Genomic DNA, 20,201 nt, shown 5'->3' with positions numbered 1-20,201 from the left:
CGTGGCCCGGAGGCCCGTCAGGCTGGAACGGATGGCGGATTCGACAGTCCGACAGTGCACAAAGTTGCGCGCCTTGTCATCTGCCTTTCGGCAGCCTAATGGCCGGGGCGTAGGAAAAGGTGAACCGTGGCCGTGCCGCGCGCGGCGTCGGCGTACCGACGCTGCGCCGGGGCGACCGTCGCGGAACGCGGCGTCAGCCCGCCTGGCGGGCGGCGTGGGCGGCCTGCGCCGCCTGCTGGTCGGCATGGTACGAGGAACGCACCAGCGGGCCCGACGCGACATGGCTGAAGCCCAGCGCCATGCCGTAGTCCTCCAGCGCCTTGAACTCCTCGGGCGTCCAGTACCGCAGCACCGGGTGGTGGTGCGGGGTGGGCTGGAGGTACTGGCCGATGGTGACCATGTCCACATCGTGCGCGCGCAGGTCGCGCAGCGTGTCCTGTACCTGCTCCATGGTCTCGCCCAGGCCCAACATGATGCCGCTCTTGGTCGGCAGGTGCGGATGCTGCGCCTTGAAGCGCTGCAGCAGGGTCAGCGACCACTGGTAGTCGGCGCCGGGACGCACGTTGGGGTATAGCGCCGGCACGGTCTCGATGTTGTGGTTGAACACATCCGGCGGATTGACCGCCAGGATCTCCAGCGCGCGGTCCATGCGTCCCTTGCCGCGGAAGTCCGGGGTGAGGATCTCGATGCGGGTGGCCGGCGAATGCTCGCGGATGGCCGCGATGCAGTCGACGAAATGCTGGGCGCCGCCGTCGCGCAGATCGTCGCGGTCCACACTGGTCACCACGACGTACTTCAGGCCCATGTCGGCCACGGTGTTGGCCAGGCTCAGGGGCTCGGAGGGGTCCGGCGGCTTGGGGCGTCCATGGGCGACATCGCAGAACGAGCAACGACGCGTGCACACCTCGCCCAGGATCATGAAGGTGGCGGTGCCATGGCCGAAACATTCATGGATGTTCGGGCAGCTGGCCTCTTCGCACACGGTGACCAGGCGGTTCTCGCGCAGCTTGGCCTTGAGCCTGGCCACCGAGCCATCGGAGGGAATACGCACGCGGATCCAGGACGGCTTGCGCAACACGGGTGCGTCGGCGAACTGGACCGGCGAGCGCGCGATCTTGTCGCCCCCCAGTTGCTTGGCGCCGGCCTCGAGCGGGGCGGACGAGGAACTGACGACCTCAAGGGGGATCACGCGTGCGGGAGTGTCGGCCATGGCGGCAATTCTAACGCTTCGCCGGTCGCCTCTGGCCGGCACCGCACGGGAAGGCGGTCGGGGGCGGCGCCCCTTGAGTCGGGGGACGCGGCGAAGCCGCGGGGTGTGGTGGCGCCGTTCGGGGCCCCAGGTTTGCGCGGCAAAGCCTGGGTTTTCATGCCTGCGGAGCAGAAATAAAAAAGCCCGCAAAGGCTGGGCCAATTGCGGGCTTGCTCCCTCCCCCACGTCGGGATGCGGGGCCATCGTGAAGGGTGTGTTACGGGTGTTGCACGCTGCACTGCAAAACAAAATCCAGGGAATCGCGACTTGGCGATGTGATGTCACAAAGATGAATGCGAGCAAAACCCTTGTCCTGCCAGCATGTTACCGATATCAGACCAATTCCTGCGCCGCTTATCAGAATATTGATTACGTTCTTCACTGCGTTTACCTGAACAGGGAGGGCCCGAGGCGCGCATGGGGCGCTATCTCAGGTAGTGAGGCCGCCGGTCATACCAGGTCTTCGCACCCACCAGATGGAACCTGCGCTGGGTCCCGCTCATCTCCACTCCAAGGCTCAGCGCGCGCCAGCGGGCGTACAGGTCGCCGTGCCGCCGGGCGCCCTGCAGGCGCAGCCGGGCCAGGACTTCATAGCGGTCGTTGACCGCCCGCATCCGGTCCAGCACCAGCGTGTCTCCCCGCCAGTGGACACGGCCCCGCACCTGCGCCTGGCCGGCATCGACCAGCCTGTATACCCAGGCCGGATACTCCTTCTGCCGCGAGAACAGCGCCAGCAGGAAGCCGACATCGCGCATGGTCACGTCGGCCCCGCCACCGGCACTGACGGGCGAGCCGACATCCAGCCTGGCCCGGTCCAGCCGGATCCGCGCCCACCAGCCGCGACGCGACTCGCCGCCCGGCTCGGTGAAACCGATGTTCCCCAGCCGCAGGGTGCTGCCATCGGCAACGAACGCACGCTGCTTCAGATTGGCGCGCCGCAGTTTCAGGTCCAGGTCGATGTCGCCACGCAACTGCATGCCGGCCAGGTGCATGCGCGCGCCACGACCGGCCACGCGCAGGGTGCCGTGGCCCACCTCGCCGGCGGCGTCCAGCGACAGGTCGCCGCTCAGCGTGCCGGCACCCCCGTCGAAGCGCATCTGCGCGCTCGGCAGCAAGGCGTTGTAGACGCGCAAGTCGGGCACGCGGGCCCCGGCGAACGTGACGCGCGCTTCCAGCGTGTCGCGCAGCCGCGCATGATCGCCCGCCGCATTCACCGACAGCCGCAGGTCGTGCCCCTGCACGTAGACCGCGGCCGGCGCCTTCGAAGAGGCCACCTCGAAGTGCTCCATCACCACCTGCAGGCGCGGCACCCGTTGGTCCTGCGCACCGGCGTCCAGTTGCAGCTCCGCGCGCCCGCGCCCACGAACGCGGTGGCCCATCACGTGGGCGACGGCATCCACGGCCGGCACGGCGATGCGGCTGCCCGCGGCCAAGCGTCCGCCGACGACCCTTACATCGGCGTGCACGTCGCCCGCGCCATCGAACGACAACCAACCGGCCTGGGCGACCATGTCCGAGAGCCAGCGCAGCGAACTGAAATGCCAGTCGCCCACGACATGGCCCGAGGCACGCGGCAGCAGGCTGGCCAATCGGCGCAACGGCACGTCGTTGCCGCGCAGAATGAGGTCGGCGTCCAGCGATATCCGACCGTCGTCCCGGCGCGGCATCGTGGCCTTCACCACGATGTCGCGATCGACCGCCAGCGCCAGGCCCAGCGCATCACGACGCGCCGTCCCCGTGGCGTCATGTCCTCCGAGCGGCATGCTCCATCCCAGACGGCTGCCGGGCGTCAGCCGTCCGCGCGCGAACACCACGTCGAGATCGGCCGTCCCGGTGCCTGGCACCAGTCTCAACCCCGCCGCGCCATCCGGACCGACGGCGATATCCACCCCCGAGGTCTTGCCCTTCAGCGCCACGGCCAGTTCCGTCTTCAGCAGCTTGTCGATCCCGGCCGCTTCCTCGGGCCGGTGCCGGTCCATGGCGAAGCGCACCTGCGCATCGGCCTCGCGCACCAGCTCCGCCCCACCGTAGGCAAGCCTGGCCTGGCGGAAACGGGCGATGGAGGGCATCAGCGCCATCGGCCCGCCGCGCAGCTGTTTGTAGAACCCCACCTGGACCGCACCGTCGCCCTCCAGTACCAGGCCATCGAAGTAGGTCCGCCGCACCGACCGGCTGGCGATACGGTCGAACTGCAATTCCCAGCCGCCCGCGCGGGCCGGCGGCGCGGCCAGGTCCTGCGCCACACGGCGCACCCCGCCCTCGACCTCGTCCGCCTCCACACCGATCACGTGCAGTCGCCTGGACAGCAGGGGCCACAGCGCGATACGGCCTTCCAGCCGCGTCGCTCGCGCCTCCCAGGCCAGGCGCCGTGCCTGGCCCTGGAAGGCGACATCGCGCAGGCTCAGCTGCCCCGGCCACCAGGTAAAGCCGGACGACCAGTGCATCTGGAAACGTTCCGGCTTGGCGTTCAACGCGCGCGCGCCCAATGGCGTGTTGAGGAAGGCGTTGCCGGCCACCAGATAGAGCGCGTACGTCGCGAACAGGGTGATCAGCGCGCGTCGCAGCCAGCGCATGCCCGTATTGCGGTGGGATCTCCATTCCATCCCCACAGGATGCCGCATCCGGTGATCCGCACAAGCCGGCGATCCGGGTCGCTCATGCGGCCGGGCCGACGCACGCAGGCCATGGGCAGGTGCGCGCCCGCATCCCGCACCCCGGCCGGACCTCAGGCGCGTCCGGACCCGTCCGCCTCGTCCATGATCGCTTCGATGGGGCGCGGCCGGCCGAACAGGTAGCCCTGCAGCAGCGTGCAACCCAGCGAGCGCAGTAGGTCCCGTTGCTCCTCGACTTCCACCCCTTCGGCGATGACGGTCAGGTGCATCGAGCGTGCCAGCTGCACCACCGAGGCGATGATCGAACGCGTCATCTCGCGTGCGCTTTCCTGCAACAGCGCGGCTGCGAACGACTGGTCCAGCTTGAGACTGTCGAACGGCAACTCGCGCAGCTGCGCCATCGAGGAATAACCCACGCCGAAATCGTCTATCGCGATGCGTACCCCGGCCGCGCGCAGGCGCTGCAGCATGGCGCGGGCGGCGGCCGGGTCGCGCGCCAGGACAGATTCGGTGATCTCCAGTTCCAGCCGGTGCGGCGGCAGCCCCACGCGCTGCAGGACGTCCATCACCGAGTCCACCAGCGACGGCGATGCCAGCTGTATCGGCGAGACGTTCACGGCCAGACGGGTATCCGGCGCCCAGGCCAGCGCATCGCGGCACGCCCGCTCCAGCACCCACAGGCCGATCGGCACGATCAGCCCCGACTCCTCCGCCACCGGGATGAAGTCCATCGGCGGTATGGGCCCGTGCAACGGGTGCCGCCAACGCAGCAACGCTTCGTAGCCACGTACGCGCAAGTCTTCGGCCGTGCGCAGCGGCATGTACACGAGCTCGAACTGACGGGTGCCCACCGCCGCGGCAAGGTCGCTGACCAGCGCCAGTCGCGCGCGTGCCGCTTCGCTCATGGCGGGTTCGTACAGCTGCACGGTGTCGCGCCCGGAACTCTTGGCGGCATAGAGCGCCGTGTCGGCCTGCCTGAGCAGTTCGTCCTGGTCCTCGGGCTGCTCCGAGAACACGGTGGCGCCGACGCTCGCACGGACATCGATATGGAAACCGTCGATCCACTCGGGTTCCCGCAGCACGTCCAGCACCCTCTGCAAACGGCGCAGCACTTCCTGTTCCGCATCCTCGACGGGCAGATCGCGCAACAGCAGGGCGAACTCGTCCCCGCCCAGGCGCGCGAGCGCATCCCCGGCGCGACACACCCGCTGCAACCGATGCGCGACCAGCCGCAGCACCCGGTCCCCCACGGGATGCCCCAGGCTGTCGTTGATGTTCTTGAAATGGTCCAGATCGATCAATGCCATGGCCGCGAACGCGCCCGGCACGGACCCTTCGGCGCGTTGCTGCAGGAAGCTGCGCCGGTTGGGCAGGCCGGTCAGCGCATCGTGGTGCGCCATATGGTGCAGCTTGCGCTCGCGGACCAGCGCCTCCGCTTCACGCAGGCGGGCATCGGACACCTCGCATCCAACGCCGCGCCAACCCACCCACTCGCCCGTGGGCGCATGCAGCGGTTTGGCGCTGAGCGACCAGCTGCGCGGTTGCTGGTCCACCATCGCTTCCATCACCACGCCGCTGAAGGGCACCCCGCCGCCCAGGCGCTTCCGCAACGCGACCGGCCCCACCGCAGTCTCACCCCCCAGGGCGAGAAGCGCGTGCCGGGCGAACAGGGTATCCAGCCGCTTGCCGACCAGATCCGCATGCAGTCCCAGCATCTGCGCCAGGCGACTGGCCGGGCGGGTCAGGACCCCGTCACGATCGCTTTCCCATAACCAGTCGTTGGCCTTGCTTTCGAAATCGCGCAACAGCAGGCCCACTATCTGGCGCTGCCGGTCCGCCGCCAGTTCGGCCTCGATGCGCCGGACGAACAGATGCGAGGCGAACAGCAGGGCCGAAGAAAGCATCACCGCATAACAGCACAGCAGTGCCACCGTCATGCCTTGGGCCAGGAAATCCAGCCTTGCCACCATCAGGCATGCCGAGACCGTCAGGATCGCCAGCCAGGTGAAGGACACCAGCGGCGTGGTGATCCCGACCAGCACGCCGGTGGCGATCAGCCCGGGCGTGTAGGCGCTGAGCAGAAGGCGGCTGGCATCGCTGGCGGCGAGCGGCGCCCCCAGGTAGATGCCGACACCCGCGGCCAGGGCACACAGGGCGCACCAGAACATGGAAGCGTGCAGGTCGCCATGTCGCAGTGACTGTTCGCCCTGGCGTTGCTGCCTGCGCGTGCAGCGGACTGCGTGCCAACCCCAGGCCAGATGGACAATCACCAGGCATGCGAGCCAGGCCCATGCGAGCGTGGCGTCGAGGAAGGGCCACATGACCAGCAGCACGCCGCCACCCGTGTAGCAGTTGGAGGCGGCATACCAAGGTACGACGCGGAACAGATTGCGCAACTGCCGGTTCAGCAGCAACGTGCGCACATCCTCGCTGGCGTCGGGCAAGGTCCAGCACCGGCGCAGACGCTCCCATGCCCCCCGCATTGCCCATCTCCTGTCAGGCGCAGCCTCTTAATGCGAGAAAAGTCACGTTAATCAGAGGCTTGCAATGGGGATATTAACCATTGAAGGGCCACGCTTCACAAGCATCGATCATGCCTGGGGCTTTGGCATTGCAGTGATTGGGGATGCGGGGCGTTTTCGTTCTTCAAGCCGCCTGTTCCATCCCGGCTCCTCGCGCACGCCGCATGCGCACAGCCGCGGCCAAACGCTCGAGCACCTGACCGCTCGCCTCCCATCCCAGGCAACCGTCGGTGATGCTCTGCCCGTAACGAAGAGGCTGGCCGTCGACCAGATCCTGGCGCCCGCCCACCAGGTGGCTTTCCACCATCACGCCGACGATGCGGCGCTCCCCCGCCTCGAGTTGTGCTGCGATGTCGTCGATCACGGCGGGCTGGTTGTCCGGATTCTTGCCGCTGTTGGCATGGCTGGCATCGACCATCAGGCGTGCCGGCAATCCCGCCTTGGCCAGTACCTGGCTGGCCGCCTGGATGCTGGCCGCATCGTAGTTGGGCGTCTTGCCGCCACGCAGGATCACATGGCAGTCCGGATTGCCCGCCGTGGCGGCGATCGCCGAGCGGCCTTCCTTCGTGACCGCCAGGAAATGATGCGGGTGCGAGGCCGCACCCACCGCGTCCACGGCGATCTTCACGTTGCCATCGGTGCCGTTCTTGAAGCCCACCGGGCAGGACAGGCCGCTGGCCATCTCGCGGTGCACCTGACTCTCGGTGGTGCGCGCGCCGATCGCGCCCCATGCCACCAGGTCGCTGATGTACTGCGGCGAGATGGTGTCCAGGTACTCGCAGCCGGCCGGCAGGCCCAGCGCGTTGATGTCGCGCAACAGGCCGCGCGCCAGGCGCAGGCCGCGGTTGATGTCGAAGCTGCCGTCCAGCGCGGGATCGTTGATCAGGCCCTTCCAGCCCACCGTCGTGCGCGGCTTCTCGAAGTAGACGCGCATGACGATCTCGAGCTCGCCGGCCAGCGCATCGCGCAGCGGCTTCAGGCGTGCGGCGTACTCCATCGCCGAAGCGGGATCGTGGATCGAGCATGGACCGATCACCACCACCAGGCGGTCGTCGTGCCCGTGCAGGATGTCGTGCAGCGCATTGCGCGCTTCGGACACCGTCTGCGAAATCGCGTCGTCGCAGGGCAGTTCGCCGATGATCGCGGCGGGCGTGACCAGCTCATCGAGCTTCCTGATGCGCAGGTCGTCGGTATGCGGGGGCATGGGGGTTTCTCCGGAGTCAATAAAAAAACCGCCAGGTTCGCTGGCGGCTTCAAGGGGATTCTTCTGGTGTCTACCTAGAATGAACGCAGCCTCGCCACCGCCGTGGGATCGCGGTAATACCAAAACCAGAAGCGGGCGCGGGTCGGGTTCATCGGGGCGTAGTGATATCACGCCTTTCCCGGACGCGCGAATGTTTCATCTGCAACGTGCAACAGCGGATCCAGGATCCAGCATGCACATCCATGCAACGTCGCTTGCGCGCAGCAGCGCAAGCAACCGCCCGACGGTGGCCGTGGGTAGTGCATCCTCCCGTTGGCGAGGTTGTCGCATCCCGCGACGCCACCGGTACCGGTGCACCATGGCCCTGTCCCGCCGACACCTGCTCGCCGCGCCGGCCACCCTCGCCGCCACGGCCCTGCTGCCCGGCCCGCTGCTCGCCGCCGTGGCCGCGCAGACCTCCACCCTGCCCGACCTGTCCGACTGGGAGGCGGTACGCGCGCAGTTCGCACTTGATCCGGCCTACCTGCACTTCGCCTCGTTCTTCATCGCCAGCCACCCGACGCCGGTGCGCGAAGCGCTCGAGGGCTATCGACGCGCGATGGATGCGAACCCGTTCCTGGTGGTCGAACGGGCGATGTTCGAGGACGACGCGCACAACCTGCCGTTACAGGTCTGCACCGAGGCGGCGGACTACCTGGGTGGAGAGGCAGTGGAGGTCTCCCTGACGCGGAGCACGACCGAAGGTCTCGCGCTGGTCTACCACGGCCTGCCGCTGAAGGCCGGCGATGAGGTGCTGACTACGGTCCACGACCACTATTCGCACCACGAATCCATCCGCCTGGCGACCACGCGCGCTAACGCATCGATGCGGAAGATCGCGCTGTTCGCATCCTCCGCCACGGCCAGCGTCGATGAGATCGTCGGCAACCTGAAGGCGGCGATACGGCCCGCCACGCGCGTGGTCGGTATCACCTGGGTGCATTCCAGCACCGGCATCCGCCTGCCGATCCGCGAGATCGCGGCGATGCTGCGCGGCCTGCCTTCACCGCCACTGCTCGTGGTCGATGGCGTGCATGGCCTGGGCGCCACGGACGAGACGGTTGCCACGATGGGCGCGGACTATTTCTGCGCCGGCACACACAAGTGGATGTTCGCGCCGCGCGGCACCGGCCTGGTATGGGCGAATGCGGCGAACTGGGCGCGCCTGCAGCCGCTGGTGCCCAACTTCACCGAACTGGAAAGCTACAAGGCCTGGGCAGAAGATCGTCCGCCTTCGGGTCCCGCCAATGCGGCGCGGATGACGCCCGGCGGCTTCCATGCCTTTGAGCACCAGTGGGCGATGGCGGCAGCTTTCCGCATGCATCGGCAGATGCAGCGCCCGCGCGTGGCGGCGCGCATCACTGCGATGAACGATCAACTGAAGCAGGGCCTGGCCCGTCTGCCGAAGGTGAAGATGCATACGCCGCGCGCCGCCGCGTTGTCCGCAGGATTGGTGGCGTTCGAGATCGACGGCGTATCGCCCACCGACATCGTGAAGCAGCTGCTCGCACGCCGCATCGTCGCCAGCACCAGTCCGTATGCCGTCAGCTACGCGCGGCTGGCGCCCAGCCTGGTGAACACGCCCGCTGAGGTCGATGAGGCCTTGCGCGCGGTGCGTGAGATCGCGGGGAACGGATAACGAAAAGCCCCGCATCGCTGCGGGGCCCTTCTTGGAACGGTGACGCGGGAAGCGGACTTAGAAGTCCATGCCGCCCATGCCGCCCATGCCACCGCCGGCCGGCATCGCCGGCTCGTCCTTCTTCGGGGCCTCGGCCACCATCGCTTCGGTGGTGATCATCAGGCCCGCGATCGAGGCGGCGTTCTGCAGCGCGGAGCGCGTGACCTTGGTCGGGTCCAGGATGCCGAACTCGATCATGTCGCCGAACTCGCCGTTGGCGGCGTTGTAGCCGAAGTTGCCCGAACCTTCCTTGACGCGGTTGACGATCACCGACGGCTCTTCGCCGGCATTGGTGACGATCTCGCGCAGCGGGGCTTCCATCGCGCGCAGGGCGATCTGGATGCCGTGGTTCTGGTCTTCGTTGGCGCCCTTCAGGGTGCCGATGCTCTGCAGCGCGCGGATCAGGGCGACGCCGCCGCCCGGGACCACGCCTTCCTCGACGGCCGCACGCGTGGCGTGCAGGGCGTCTTCGACGCGGGCCTTCTTTTCCTTCATTTCGATTTCGGTCGAGGCACCGACCTTGATCACGGCCACGCCGCCGGCCAGCTTGGCCACGCGTTCCTGCAGCTTCTCGCGGTCGTAGTCGGAGGAGGTCTCCTCGATCTGCGCCTTGATCTGCTTGATGCGCGACTGGATGCGCTCGGCATCGCCGGCGCCGTCGATGATGGTGGTGTTCTCCTTCGAGACCACGACCTTCTTCGCACGACCCAGGTCGTTGATGGTGGCCTTCTCCAGCTGCAGGCCGACTTCCTCGGAGATCACCGTGCCGTTGGTCAGCGTGGCGATGTCTTCCAGGATGGCCTTGCGGCGGTCACCGAAGCCCGGCGCCTTGACGGCGGCGACCTTGACGATGCCGCGGATGGTGTTGACCACCAGGGTGGCCAGGGCTTCGCCTTCCACTTCCTCGGCCACGATCAGCAGCGGCTTGCCGGCCTTGGCGACGCCTTCCAGCACCGGCAGCAGTTCGCGGACGTTGGAGACCTTCTTGTCGTGGATCAGGATGAAGGGGTCGTCGAATTCGACCTGCTGCGACTGCTGGTTGTTGATGAAGTAAGGCGACAGGTAGCCGCGGTCGAACTGCATGCCCTCGACCACGTCCAGCTCGTTCTCCAGGCCCGAGCCTTCCTCGACGGTGATCACGCCTTCCTTGCCGACCTTCTTCATGGCCTCGGCGATGATGTCGCCGATGTTGCTGTCGGAGTTGGCCGAGATGGTGCCGACCTGGGCGATCGCCTTGTCGTCGGCGGTCGGCTTGGAGAGCTTCTTCAGCTCTTCGACGGCAGCCTTCACGGCCTGGTCGATACCGCGCTTGAGGTCCATCGGGTTCATGCCGGCGGCGACGGCCTTGGAGCCTTCGCGGATGAACGCCTGCGCCAGCACGGTGGCGGTGGTGGTGCCGTCACCGGCGTTGTCGGAAGTCTTGGAAGCGACTTCCTTCACCATCTGCGCGCCCATGTTCTCGAACTTGTCGGCCAGTTCGATTTCCTTGGCGACGGACACGCCGTCCTTGGTGATGGTCGGGGCGCCGAAGCTCTTCTCGAGCACGACATTGCGGCCCTTCGGGCCGAGGGTGGCCTTGACGGCATTGGCGAGGATGTTCACGCCGCGCACCATGCGCGTACGGGCGTCTTCACCGAAACGGATATCTTTTGCAGCCATTGTCTGAAACTCCGGGAATGGGGAATTGAGAATCGGGAATCGTCGAAAGCGAGCGCGTCGTCTGGGGATCGGAGGCGGGGACCAGGGAGAACCGCTTCAACGATTCCCCATTCCCGCCTCCCGATTCCCGCGCACTCAGCCGAGGATCGCGAGGACGTCGTCTTCCTTGATGATCTTGTACTCGACGCCGTCCTGCTTGTAGGCCGAACCGGAGTACTGACCGTAGATCACCTTGTCGCCCACCTTCACCTTCGGGGCGCGCACGCCACCGGTGGCGTCGATGAACTTGCCCTCGCCGACGGCGATGACTTCACCCTTGGTGGGCTTTTCCTTGGCGGCGTCGGGGATGATGATGCCGCCGAGCGAGGTTTCTTCGGCTTCGATCGGCTTGACCACCAGGCGGTCGTACAGCGGCTTGATGTTGCTCATGTCAATCCTCTTAAGTGATTGATTGGACTAGGAAAGGGGCGGCGATGTTAGCAGTCTCCACCGGAGACTGCCAACGACGCGGACGCAAAAACCCGGCAACGCCGGATGCCGTCCGATGTTGGGCGGGGCGCGACCGCTTTCAAGCCCCTCCGGGAAAATTTTTTTGCCCGGGGGCGGCTCCGGCGGGTCTGCGATAATCGGCGGCCCATGCCCGTCTTCCTCATCCTGTCCACCTGCCCGGACGCCGACACCGCCCAGCGGCTGGCGCGGATCCTGGTGGAGGAGCGCCTGGCGGCCTGCGTCAGCCTGTTGCCCGCCGGGGTGTCGACCTACCGCTGGCAGGGCCGGGTGGAACAGGCGACCGAGGTCCAGCTGCTGGCCAAGACCCCGGCCGACCGGCGCGACGCCCTGATGGCCCGGCTGGCCGAACTGCATCCGTATGAACTGCCGGAGATCCTGGCGGTCGAAACCGCCGCCGGCCTGCCCGCCTATCTGGACTGGGTGACCGCGGAAACCCGCACCGACGCCTCACCCGAGTGACCCGATGACGCCGATCCGCACCCTGCCCGCCTTCCTGCTGCTGTTCCTGGCCTCGCTGCTGGCACCCGCCGCCTCGGCCGCGATCACCCAGGACGACCTGCTGCCGGTGGACGAAGCTTTCGTGCTGACGGCCAGCGCACCGACGCGCGACCGCATCGAGGTGCGTTGGAAGATCACCGACGGCTACTACCTGTACCGGCACCGCACCGGCGTGGAGGCCGACGCGGGCTTCGCCGCGCAGCCGCTGCAACTGCCCAAGGGCAAGGCGTACCGCGACGAGTTCTTCGGCGATGTGGAAACCTATCGCGGCGAACTGGTCGCCCCCCTGCCCGGCCGACCCGCATCGGGCACCGACAGCGTCAGCCTGAAGATCAAGTACCAGGGCTGCGCGGATGCCGGCATCTGCTATCCGCCGCAGACGCGCACGCTGAAGGTGGCGCTGCCGCCCGCGGCAGGCGACGCCTTCGTCCCGCTGCGCGGCGGCGCGCTTGCCGGCAACCTGCTGGGCCAGACGCCGCAGGCCGGCATGGACGCATTGCCGTTGCCAGAGGACCAGGCATTCGCCTTCGAGGCCATCGCCTTCGACGGTAACCAGTTGCTGCTGCGCTTCACCCCCGCGCGCGGCTATTACGTCTACCGCGACCGCACCTCGATGGCGTTGGAGGGCGCGCAGGGCGTCTCGCTGCAGGCGCCGCGCTGGCCGAAAGGCAAGGCGCACCGCGATGAGCATTTCGGCGACGTCGTCGTCTACTTCGACCAGGCCGAAGTGCCGGTGCCGCTGAAGCGCGACCGGGCCGACGCGGTGACCGCGACGCTGCGGGTGACGTTCCAGGGCTGCCAGACCGACGGCATCTGCTATCCGCCGATGACGCGGCGGGTGAAGCTGGCGATTCCGTCCGGGACGGTCACGCCCGCCAGCATGCCTGACACGCCCGCGCCCGCCACCGTGGCGCCGCTGCCGACCGCGACGACTCCGGTCGACGACGCCGCGCCGGATACGACCACGTCGGCAGCCTCCCTCGCGCCCGATGTCGAACGCACGCGCCCGCCCGAAGAGGTGCTGGCCCGCAACCCGCGCGGCACCTCCTCGCTGCTCGTCGCGCTGGCACTTGCGTTGATCGGAGGCCTGATCCTCAACCTGATGCCCTGCGTGTTGCCGATCCTGTCGCTGAAGGCGCTGTCGCTGGCCGAAAGCGGGCGCGAGGGCGGCGATGCGCGTCGGCGCGCGCTCTGGTACACGGCCGGCGTGCTGGTCAGTTTCGTCGCCGTCGGCGCGTTGGCCATCGCACTGCGGGCGGCGGGCCAGGCGCTGGGCTGGGGTTTCCAGCTGCAGCAGCCGTGGGTGGTCGGGCTGCTCGCGTACGTGATGTTCGCGGTGGGCTTGAGCCTGTCGGGCGTGTTCGCGATCGGGCATCGACTGGCGGGAACCGGTCATGGGCTGGCATCGCGTCGCGGCCCGGTCGGCGACTTCTTCACCGGCGTGCTGGCGGTGGTCGTGGCCAGCCCGTGCACGGCGCCCTTCATGGGCGTGGCGCTGGCGTATGCGTTCACCGCGCCCACGCCGCTGGCGCTGCTGGTGTTTGCGGTACTCGGCCTGGGGCTCGCCCTGCCGTTCCTGCTGATCGGTTTCGTGCCGGCGCTGGCGAGCCGCCTGCCGCGTCCCGGTGCATGGATGGCCACGCTGAAGCAGGCGCTGGCCTTCCCCATGTACCTGACGGCGGTCTGGCTGCTGTGGGTGCTGGGCAAGCAGCGCGGCATCGACGCCGTGGGGTTGGCGCTGGTGGGCCTGGTGCTGCTGGCGCTGGGGCTTTGGTGGTTCCAGCGCGCGCGCTTCGTCGCTGCGCCGTGGCAGCGCGCGCTGGCGCTGGCACTGGCGGTCGCCGCGCTGGTGCCGCTGGCGATGCTGCATCGACTGCCGAAGGAGATCGCGGCGGCCCCGACGTCCGAAGGCCACGTGGCCTATTCGGCCGAACGGCTGGCGGCGTTGCGTGCGGAGGGTCGCATCGTGTTCGTCGACATGACCGCCGACTGGTGCGTCACCTGCAAGGCCAACGAAAAGGCCGTACTCGATACGCCGGCCTTCCGCGAACTGCTGGCGTCCCATGACGCGGTGATGATGACCGGCGACTGGACCAACGTGGACCCTGCGATCACCGCCTTCCTCGAGGCGCACGGTGCGGTCGGCGTGCCGCTGTACGTGATGTACCCGCGCGGCGGTGGCGCCGGGGAAGTACTGCCGACCGTCCTCACGCAGGACGGCATGCGTCGGGCCTTCGAGCGCGCCGCGCGATGAAGGCGACGACCTCGCGCGTGCTGCTGGTGGCGGTGGCCGCCGGCGGCCTGGGCCTGCTGGCCAGCCTGTGGCTCAACGGCAATCCCTTCTGGCGCACGCGAGTCGGCGAGCGCGCCCTGCACGCGGCCACGAACGCCAGCGCGCCCGCGCCCCCGCCCGGCGTCACGCCCGCCGGCATCGGCGACCCCATGCCGGCCATCGCGCTTCCCGGATTGGACGGCGCCATCGTCGACCTGCGCACGCGCTACGCCGGCAGGCGGCTGCTGATCAACGTGTGGGCGAGCTGGTGCGGACCGTGCATCGAGGAGATGCCCGAGCTGGACCGTTTCGCGGCGACCCAGGGCCGCGAGGGCGTGCAGGTGATCGGTCTTGCGCTGGATACGCCGGACGGCGTACGTGATTTCATCGCCAGGGTGCCGGTGCGCTATCCGATCCTGCTGGATGCACCCGGCCCCGCCGATGCGAGCGTCTGGCTGGGCAATGCCAAGGGCGTATTGCCCTACACCGTGCTGGTGGATGCCGATGGACGTATCGCGCGGCAGAAGATCGGCCCCTTCAAGCCCGGCGAGATCAGCGGCTGGGTGGAGTAGCCATCTCCGTCCAACCGCGCGCACGCGCCGATCCCCCTCTCCCTGATCGACGGATCCGCGCCACCACGGCAGATCCCGATGGCCACCACAGGCCACAAAATCAAACAATCGCTTAAAACGAAGCAAACTTCGGCGAACTGGACAGCATCGCCGGGTTCAAGCAGACTGCCGCCCTTCCGCTGGAGACGCCAATGGCGAAGCTGCTGGTCCTGCATGGCCCCAACCTCAATCTGCTCGGCACCCGCGAGCCGGAGGTCTATGGCCAGGCGACGCTGGCGGACATCGACCGGTCCCTGGCGGCACAGGCCCAGGCCGCCGGCCACCAGCTGGACAGCTTCCAGTCCAATGCCGAGCACGCCCTGGTCGACCGCATCCAGGCCGCCCGCACCGACGGCACGGCCTTCATCCTGATCAACCCGGCCGCCTTCACCCACACCTCGGTCGCCATCCGCGACGCACTGGCCGGCGTGGCGTTGCCCTTCATCGAAATCCACCTGTCCAACCCGCACAGCCGGGAGCCGTTCCGCCACACCAGCTATTTCAGCGACAAGGCGGTCGGCGTGGTGTGCGGCTTCGGCGCCGACAGCTACCGCTACGCACTGGACGCCGCCCTGCAACGGCTGCCCGCTTGACCCCTCCCTTTTGTCTTGTTCCGCATGCGGAACACCGTTCAACCACGAGGCTCCCATGGATCTCCGCAAAATCAAGAAACTGATCGACCTGCTGGAAGAGTCGAACCTGGCCGAAATCGAGATCAAGGAGGGCGAAGAGTCCGTGCGCCTGGCGCGCACGCCGAAGGGTGGCTATGCGGCGCCCGCGGCACCGGTCGCGTATGCCGAGCCGCGCCCGGCCGCGCCAATGCCGATGAGCTCGCCCACCGAAGCCTCCACCGGCGGCAGCGCCAAACCCGGCAACGCCCTGCCCGACGGCCACGTGGTGCGCGCGCCGATGGTCGGCACGTTCTACGCCTCGCCGGCACCGGACAAGCCGGCCTTCGTCAGCGTCGGCCAAGCGGTGAAGGCCGGCGAGACGCTGGCCATCATCGAGGCGATGAAGATGTTCAACCCCATCGAAGCCGACGTGTCCGGCACGGTGCTGTCGATCCTGGCCGAGAGCGGCCAGCCGATCGAGTTCGATCAGCCTCTGTTCGTGATCGGCTGAGGTCCGCACCATGCTGGACAAGGTCGTTATCGCCAACCGGGGTGAGATCGCGCTGCGCATCCTGCGCGCCTGCCACACCCTCGGCATCCGCACGGTCGCGGTGCACTCCACCGTCGACCGCAACCTCAAGCACGTGGCCATGGCCGACGAGTCGGTCTGCATCGGCCCGGCTGCGTCCAAGGACAGCTACCTCAACATCCCGGCGATCATCGCCGCGGCCGAGGTCACCGACGCCCAGGCCATCCATCCCGGCTACGGCTTCCTGTCGGAGAACGCCGACTTCGCCGAGCGCGTGGAACAGTCCGGCTTCATCTTCATCGGCCCCAAGGCCGACACCATCCGCATGATGGGCGACAAGGTGGAGGCGATCCGCGCCATGCAGGCCGCCGGCGTGCCGTGCGTGCCCGGCAGCGGTGGTCCGCTGGGCGACGATATCGTCGCCAATACCAAGATCGCGCGCGAGATCGGCTACCCGGTGATCATCAAGGCCGCAGGCGGTGGCGGTGGCCGCGGCATGCGCGTGGTGCATGTCGAAGGCGCGCTGAAGGCGGCCATCGAGACCACCAAGTCCGAGGCCAAGGCGGCATTCGGCAACGGCGAGGTCTACATGGAGAAGTTCCTGGAGAATCCGCGCCACGTGGAGATCCAGGTGCTGGCCGACGGCCAGGGTAACGCCATCCACCTGGGCGAACGCGACTGCTCGATGCAGCGCCGCCACCAGAAGGTGGTGGAGGAAGCGCCGGCACCCGGCATCACCGAGGAGCTGCGCAACGAGATAGGCAAGGTCTGCGTGGAAGCGTGCATCCGCATCGGTTATCGCGGTGCGGGCACCTTCGAGTTCCTGTTCGAGGACGGCCGCTTCTACTTCATCGAGATGAACACCCGCATCCAGGTGGAGCATCCGGTCACCGAACGCATCACCGGCATCGACCTGGTCTGCGAACAGCTGCGCATCGCGGCCGGCCACAAGCTGAGCATCAAGCAGTCCGACATCGTGCTGCGCGGCCACGCGATCGAGTGCCGCATCAACGCCGAAGACCCGGATACCTTCATGCCGCACCCGGGCCTGATCCAGCACTTCCATCCGCCGGGCGGACCGGGCGTGCGCGTGGACACGCACATCTACGAAGGCTACCGCGTGCCGCCGAACTACGATTCGATGATCGCCAAGCTGATCGTGCACGGACCCGACCGCGAAACGGCGATCGCGCGCATGCGCGTGGCGCTCAGCGAAATGGTCATCGACGGCATCAAGACCAACATCCCGCTGCAGCAGCGCATCATGCGCGACCAGGGCTTCCAGGCCGGCGGCCAGAACATCCACTACCTGGAAAAGCGTCTGGCCGAGCGCAAGAACAAGGCGATCTCGCTGGTCTGATACGCCACGGCCCCGCGTCCGCCGCGGGGCCGCCTGTGTCGAAAGCTGGGCGGGGCGCGTGTCCGGCGGGGCACCGCTCCGGCGTTGGAGGAAGCGGACCCCCGACGAGAACGCACGATGCGTCCCCTGCCCCGCCCCCTGTTTCTGGCCCTCGCCACCGTCATCGCGGCCGCCCCCGCCGCCAGTGCCCCCTCCGCCGGTCCGCCCACGCAGGTCTGGATCGACGTGGCCACCCATCACATGGCCGGCATGCCCGACCTCGGCCCGCTCGGCGGCATGGCCTCGCGCATGACGGGTGGCGGTGCGCAGCAGGCGCACTACGGACAGACGCGGATGCCGATGATGACGGGACAATACCTCGACATCGCGCTGTACAACCGCCCCCATCCCGGCAAGCAAGCCGAACAGCGCATTCCCGCCGGGTTGCGCCTGGGCGCATCGCTGCCGTTGGTGCCGCCGGTGCGCACGCCCGCACCGCCCGAGCGCCGCGGCGAGTACGCACCGCCCGAGGGCCAGGCCCGCCTGCTGGTCTACTGGGGGTGCAGCAGCACCGTGCGCCCGGGGCAGCCGAAGATCATCAGCATCAGCGCCAGTGGCGGCAAGGTGGAGGTGAGCGGGTCGATGCAGGGCCGCTACGCGCCGGATCGCGACATAGAAGCCGACCCCGCCTACGCCCTGTGGCCGAATCCGAAGTCCGGCAAGCGCGTGCCCGATGGCGCATCGCTGCAGGGCGCGCACCGGATCACCGGGCCGGGCATACCCGAATCGCTGGCGTTCGAGCTGAAGCAGGTCGCCGACTTCATGCCGAAGATCGACCTGCAGAGCACCGGTTCACTCGCCGACGGACAGACGTGGCGCTGGGCGCCCGTCGATCGCGCACAGGCGTACTTCCTCCATGCGGTCGGCACCCAGGGCAAGGACGTGGTGTTGTGGAGCAGCGCGGACGTGCCCGATGCAGGACAGGGCATCTTCGACTACCTGACCGGCTCGCTGATCGAACGCTGGACGAAGGAAAAGGTACTGCTGCCCCGCACCGCCACCCAGTGCGCCATACCGAAGGGCATCTTCGCCGGCCCCGGTGAAGCGGGGCGCGAGGGCGGCGGCGGACTGCTCAGCATCATCGCCTACGGTCCCGAGAGCCACATCGCCTGGCCGCCCAGGCCGTCGGACCCCAAGCAACCGTGGAATCCGGAATGGAACGTGCGCGTGCGCACCAAATCCACGGGCAGCGCGATGCTGGGCATGGACCTGTCGCGGATGCAGGAGATGGAGGACGACAGCCAAGCGCAGCCACAGGAACAGAAGAAGCCGTTGCGCAGCCTGCTGAAGGGTTTGATCGGCGGCTGACACCGACCCATCGCGGCGGAAACGACAAGGGGCTGGAGTGCGCCTCCCGGCCCCTGCGTGTTCCCGCCCTGTGCGTGCTGCGCGTCGCGCGCTATTGCGGCGCCTGCTGGGTGCCCGGCACCGGCTCCACGCCCAGCGGCGAAGACGGGTCGGTGATGCGCACCGTCTCGGCCGAACCGTCGGGCCATACCACCTTGATGGTGCTGCCGGGCGAGAGCGTGGAGAACGGCGTGCCGCTGCGCGCGCGGTACAGCGCGGCGACCTGCGCGGCCCCCAGGCGGCGGGCGTCTTCCGGGGCGTGGACCGTCATGTGCCCGATCCGCGACAGATCGCGGTACTCGGGGTCCCGCGTTTCGATGACGAGGGTGGCCGCCGCAGCCGCGTAGGCCACCGCCACCAGGCTCCAGACCAGCAGATTGCTCCCCGGTCGCGTGCGCTTGTATTTCATCCTTCGACTCCCGTGCGGGACAGCAAGGTCCCCACCATCTCTTCCACGTTGTCCTCGCCCTGGCGGGGAATGCCGGCGTCCCGTGCGAAGCTGCTGAAATCATGCGATGCGTCCTGCGAGCAGATGCCCCCGTTGACGCAATAGTTCGTCATCATCGATCCATCCGGGCTGCAGTCCATGCCCAGCCTGCACGAGGCAATGCGCCACGCGATCTCGCTCAACTCGCTGCCGGAGACTTCGCCCAGCGTGTCGCGATACGCACCGCCCGCGCTGCCCATCGCGGGCGCGATGGCGACGAAGGCGAACGGATCGCCGGAATCGAGCACCCGCTGCACCAGGTCGCGGCGGTAGTCGTCGCCGTCTTCCAGCGGATGCTGCATCGCCAGCAGCGCGGCCTCGGCGGCCAGGCTGCCCGCGCGCGCCGCCTGCGTACGCTGGTGGACGATCATCGGCAACGAGAAACCATCCTGCGGCACGAAACGTGCGCAGCGCTGCTGCACGCGCTGGCGCGCGGACAGCATGGCCGCACCGCCGGACAGACCGAGACGCTGGATCACGCGCGTGTCCTGCGCGTAGCCGGCCGGATCTGCCGCATAGCCGGCACAATAGTCGTGCACCAGGCTGAGCAGCCACATGGCATCGGCATCGCCGGCCGAAGCCAGCACCATCAGCTCGCGCGAGTAGGCGAACAGGTCGGCGCTTTCTTCGAACGCGCGCCTCAGCGGGGACAGCGCAGGCGTCGCGCGCAGGGCGAGAGGACGCCGCCTCACCTCGGCGACAGGCGGCGCATCGGCGGCAACCCCGCTATCGGCCGCGGCAGCGGGCGCGGTGGAGAATGCCGACGGCAACGGGCCCGCCTGGCGCAGCGGCATCCACGCCAGCGCGCCCAGCAGGCCCACCAGCATCATCGGCATCAGCAGCTTCCGGGGCACAAAGCCATTATCCCGGCAGGGTCCAGGCCTTTCAACGCGCCGCGCGCACGCCTGCGCGCCCCATCCCGCCTTTCGTCGCCCCGGGTGCGGAAGGCGCATGAGACAATCGCCGCCTGTCCA

Annotated in this window: 16 protein-coding genes; 8 read left to right on the top strand and 8 right to left on the bottom strand. The window is 68.2% G+C overall.

What is annotated here, in order from left to right; genetic code table 11:
• Positions 1-193: 193 nt before the first annotated feature.
• The 4 genes from lipA to V8246_RS07465 form a co-directional block, all read right to left on the bottom strand.
• Complete coding sequence (lipA, locus tag V8246_RS07480; protein ID WP_336188608.1) at positions 194-1,210, bottom strand: lipoyl synthase; 1,017 nt, start codon at positions 1,208-1,210, stop codon at positions 194-196.
• Positions 1,211-1,674: 464 nt separating this feature from the next.
• Complete coding sequence (locus tag V8246_RS07475; RefSeq protein ID WP_336188607.1) at positions 1,675-3,852, bottom strand: hypothetical protein; 2,178 nt, start codon at positions 3,850-3,852, stop codon at positions 1,675-1,677.
• A 122-nt stretch (positions 3,853-3,974) separates the two neighbouring features.
• Positions 3,975-6,344, bottom strand: coding sequence for an EAL domain-containing protein (locus V8246_RS07470; RefSeq protein ID WP_336188606.1), 2,370 nt, complete (start codon positions 6,342-6,344; stop codon positions 3,975-3,977).
• Positions 6,345-6,507: 163 nt separating this feature from the next.
• Positions 6,508-7,587 (bottom strand): 3-deoxy-7-phosphoheptulonate synthase, encoded by a 1,080-nt coding sequence (locus V8246_RS07465; protein WP_336188605.1) that lies wholly within the window; start codon positions 7,585-7,587, stop codon positions 6,508-6,510.
• Positions 7,588-7,945: 358 nt separating this feature from the next.
• On the opposite strand from V8246_RS07465, the gene V8246_RS07460 reads away from it, so the two are divergent.
• Positions 7,946-9,265: an aminotransferase class V-fold PLP-dependent enzyme gene (locus tag V8246_RS07460; RefSeq protein ID WP_336188604.1), complete on the top strand. Its 1,320-nt coding sequence runs from the start codon at positions 7,946-7,948 to the stop codon at positions 9,263-9,265.
• A 57-nt stretch (positions 9,266-9,322) separates the two neighbouring features.
• Here the strand turns inward: V8246_RS07460 and groL are convergent, their stop codons facing one another.
• Both groL and V8246_RS07450 read right to left on the bottom strand, forming a co-directional pair.
• Complete coding sequence (gene groL, locus V8246_RS07455; protein WP_162111161.1) at positions 9,323-10,963, bottom strand: chaperonin GroEL; 1,641 nt, start codon at positions 10,961-10,963, stop codon at positions 9,323-9,325.
• A gap of 135 nt (positions 10,964-11,098) precedes the next feature.
• Positions 11,099-11,392 carry a co-chaperone GroES gene (locus tag V8246_RS07450; RefSeq protein WP_094868220.1) on the bottom strand — a complete coding sequence of 98 codons (294 nt, stop codon included), beginning with the start codon at positions 11,390-11,392 and terminating at the stop codon, positions 11,099-11,101.
• A 207-nt stretch (positions 11,393-11,599) separates the two neighbouring features.
• Here V8246_RS07450 and cutA point away from each other — a divergent pair, with 207 nt between their 5' ends.
• The 7 genes from cutA (at position 11,600) to V8246_RS07415 (ending at position 18,701) form a co-directional block, all read left to right on the top strand.
• Positions 11,600-11,932 carry a divalent-cation tolerance protein CutA gene (gene cutA, locus V8246_RS07445; protein WP_336188603.1) on the top strand — a complete coding sequence of 111 codons (333 nt, stop codon included), beginning with the start codon at positions 11,600-11,602 and terminating at the stop codon, positions 11,930-11,932.
• 4 nt (positions 11,933-11,936) lie between these two features.
• A complete protein-coding gene (locus V8246_RS07440; protein WP_336188602.1) occupies positions 11,937-14,225 on the top strand; it encodes a protein-disulfide reductase DsbD in 2,289 nt (762 codons plus the stop codon).
• Positions 14,222-14,815: a TlpA disulfide reductase family protein gene (locus V8246_RS07435; RefSeq protein ID WP_336188601.1), complete on the top strand. Its 594-nt coding sequence runs from the start codon at positions 14,222-14,224 to the stop codon at positions 14,813-14,815. The genes V8246_RS07440 and V8246_RS07435 overlap by 4 nt, the downstream gene beginning before the upstream one ends.
• A gap of 191 nt (positions 14,816-15,006) precedes the next feature.
• Positions 15,007-15,447, top strand: a complete 441-nt coding sequence (gene aroQ, locus V8246_RS07430; protein WP_336188600.1) for a type II 3-dehydroquinate dehydratase — start codon at positions 15,007-15,009, stop codon at positions 15,445-15,447.
• Positions 15,448-15,502: 55 nt separating this feature from the next.
• Complete coding sequence (gene accB / locus V8246_RS07425; protein ID WP_336188599.1) at positions 15,503-15,976, top strand: acetyl-CoA carboxylase biotin carboxyl carrier protein; 474 nt, start codon at positions 15,503-15,505, stop codon at positions 15,974-15,976.
• A gap of 10 nt (positions 15,977-15,986) precedes the next feature.
• Entirely contained in the window at positions 15,987-17,354 is a 1,368-nt protein-coding gene (gene accC / locus V8246_RS07420) for an acetyl-CoA carboxylase biotin carboxylase subunit (RefSeq protein WP_245125725.1), read from the top strand.
• A gap of 117 nt (positions 17,355-17,471) precedes the next feature.
• On the top strand, positions 17,472-18,701 hold the full coding sequence (locus V8246_RS07415) for a hypothetical protein (protein ID WP_336188598.1): 1,230 nt from the start codon (positions 17,472-17,474) through the stop codon (positions 18,699-18,701).
• Positions 18,702-18,792: 91 nt separating this feature from the next.
• Here V8246_RS07415 and V8246_RS07410 read toward each other — a convergent pair whose 3' ends face one another.
• Both V8246_RS07410 and V8246_RS07405 read right to left on the bottom strand, forming a co-directional pair.
• Positions 18,793-19,149 carry a hypothetical protein gene (locus V8246_RS07410; protein WP_336188597.1) on the bottom strand — a complete coding sequence of 119 codons (357 nt, stop codon included), beginning with the start codon at positions 19,147-19,149 and terminating at the stop codon, positions 18,793-18,795.
• Complete coding sequence (locus V8246_RS07405; RefSeq protein WP_336188596.1) at positions 19,146-20,081, bottom strand: hypothetical protein; 936 nt, start codon at positions 20,079-20,081, stop codon at positions 19,146-19,148. The genes V8246_RS07410 and V8246_RS07405 overlap by 4 nt, the downstream gene beginning before the upstream one ends.
• Between the last annotated feature and the right edge of the window lie 120 nt (positions 20,082-20,201).

The organism is Pseudoxanthomonas sp. F11, assembly GCF_037046485.1.
GTDB lineage: Bacteria > Pseudomonadota > Gammaproteobacteria > Xanthomonadales > Xanthomonadaceae > Pseudoxanthomonas_A.
This window is presented reverse-complemented; position numbering and strand designations above follow the sequence as displayed.

Bases quoted from the DNA above. Each gene is read 5' to 3' on its own strand.
- V8246_RS07470 (WP_336188606.1), bottom strand. From the start codon at position 6,344: ATGCGGGGGGCATGGGAGCGTCTGCGCCGGTGCTGGACCTTGCCCGAC.
- V8246_RS07450 (WP_094868220.1), bottom strand. From the start codon at position 11,392: ATGAGCAACATCAAGCCGCTGTACGACCGCCTGGTGGTCAAGCCGATC.
- accC (WP_245125725.1), top strand. From the start codon at position 15,987: ATGCTGGACAAGGTCGTTATCGCCAACCGGGGTGAGATCGCGCTGCGC.
- V8246_RS07460 (WP_336188604.1), top strand. From the start codon at position 7,946: ATGGCCCTGTCCCGCCGACACCTGCTCGCCGCGCCGGCCACCCTCGCC.
- cutA (WP_336188603.1), top strand. From the start codon at position 11,600: ATGCCCGTCTTCCTCATCCTGTCCACCTGCCCGGACGCCGACACCGCC.
- aroQ (WP_336188600.1), top strand. From the start codon at position 15,007: ATGGCGAAGCTGCTGGTCCTGCATGGCCCCAACCTCAATCTGCTCGGC.
- V8246_RS07440 (WP_336188602.1), top strand. From the start codon at position 11,937: ATGACGCCGATCCGCACCCTGCCCGCCTTCCTGCTGCTGTTCCTGGCC.
- V8246_RS07475 (WP_336188607.1), bottom strand. From the start codon at position 3,852: ATGGAATGGAGATCCCACCGCAATACGGGCATGCGCTGGCTGCGACGC.
- accB (WP_336188599.1), top strand. From the start codon at position 15,503: ATGGATCTCCGCAAAATCAAGAAACTGATCGACCTGCTGGAAGAGTCG.
- V8246_RS07465 (WP_336188605.1), bottom strand. From the start codon at position 7,587: ATGCCCCCGCATACCGACGACCTGCGCATCAGGAAGCTCGATGAGCTG.
- groL (WP_162111161.1), bottom strand. From the start codon at position 10,963: ATGGCTGCAAAAGATATCCGTTTCGGTGAAGACGCCCGTACGCGCATG.
- V8246_RS07415 (WP_336188598.1), top strand. From the start codon at position 17,472: ATGCGTCCCCTGCCCCGCCCCCTGTTTCTGGCCCTCGCCACCGTCATC.
- lipA (WP_336188608.1), bottom strand. From the start codon at position 1,210: ATGGCCGACACTCCCGCACGCGTGATCCCCCTTGAGGTCGTCAGTTCC.
- V8246_RS07410 (WP_336188597.1), bottom strand. From the start codon at position 19,149: ATGAAATACAAGCGCACGCGACCGGGGAGCAATCTGCTGGTCTGGAGC.
- V8246_RS07435 (WP_336188601.1), top strand. From the start codon at position 14,222: ATGAAGGCGACGACCTCGCGCGTGCTGCTGGTGGCGGTGGCCGCCGGC.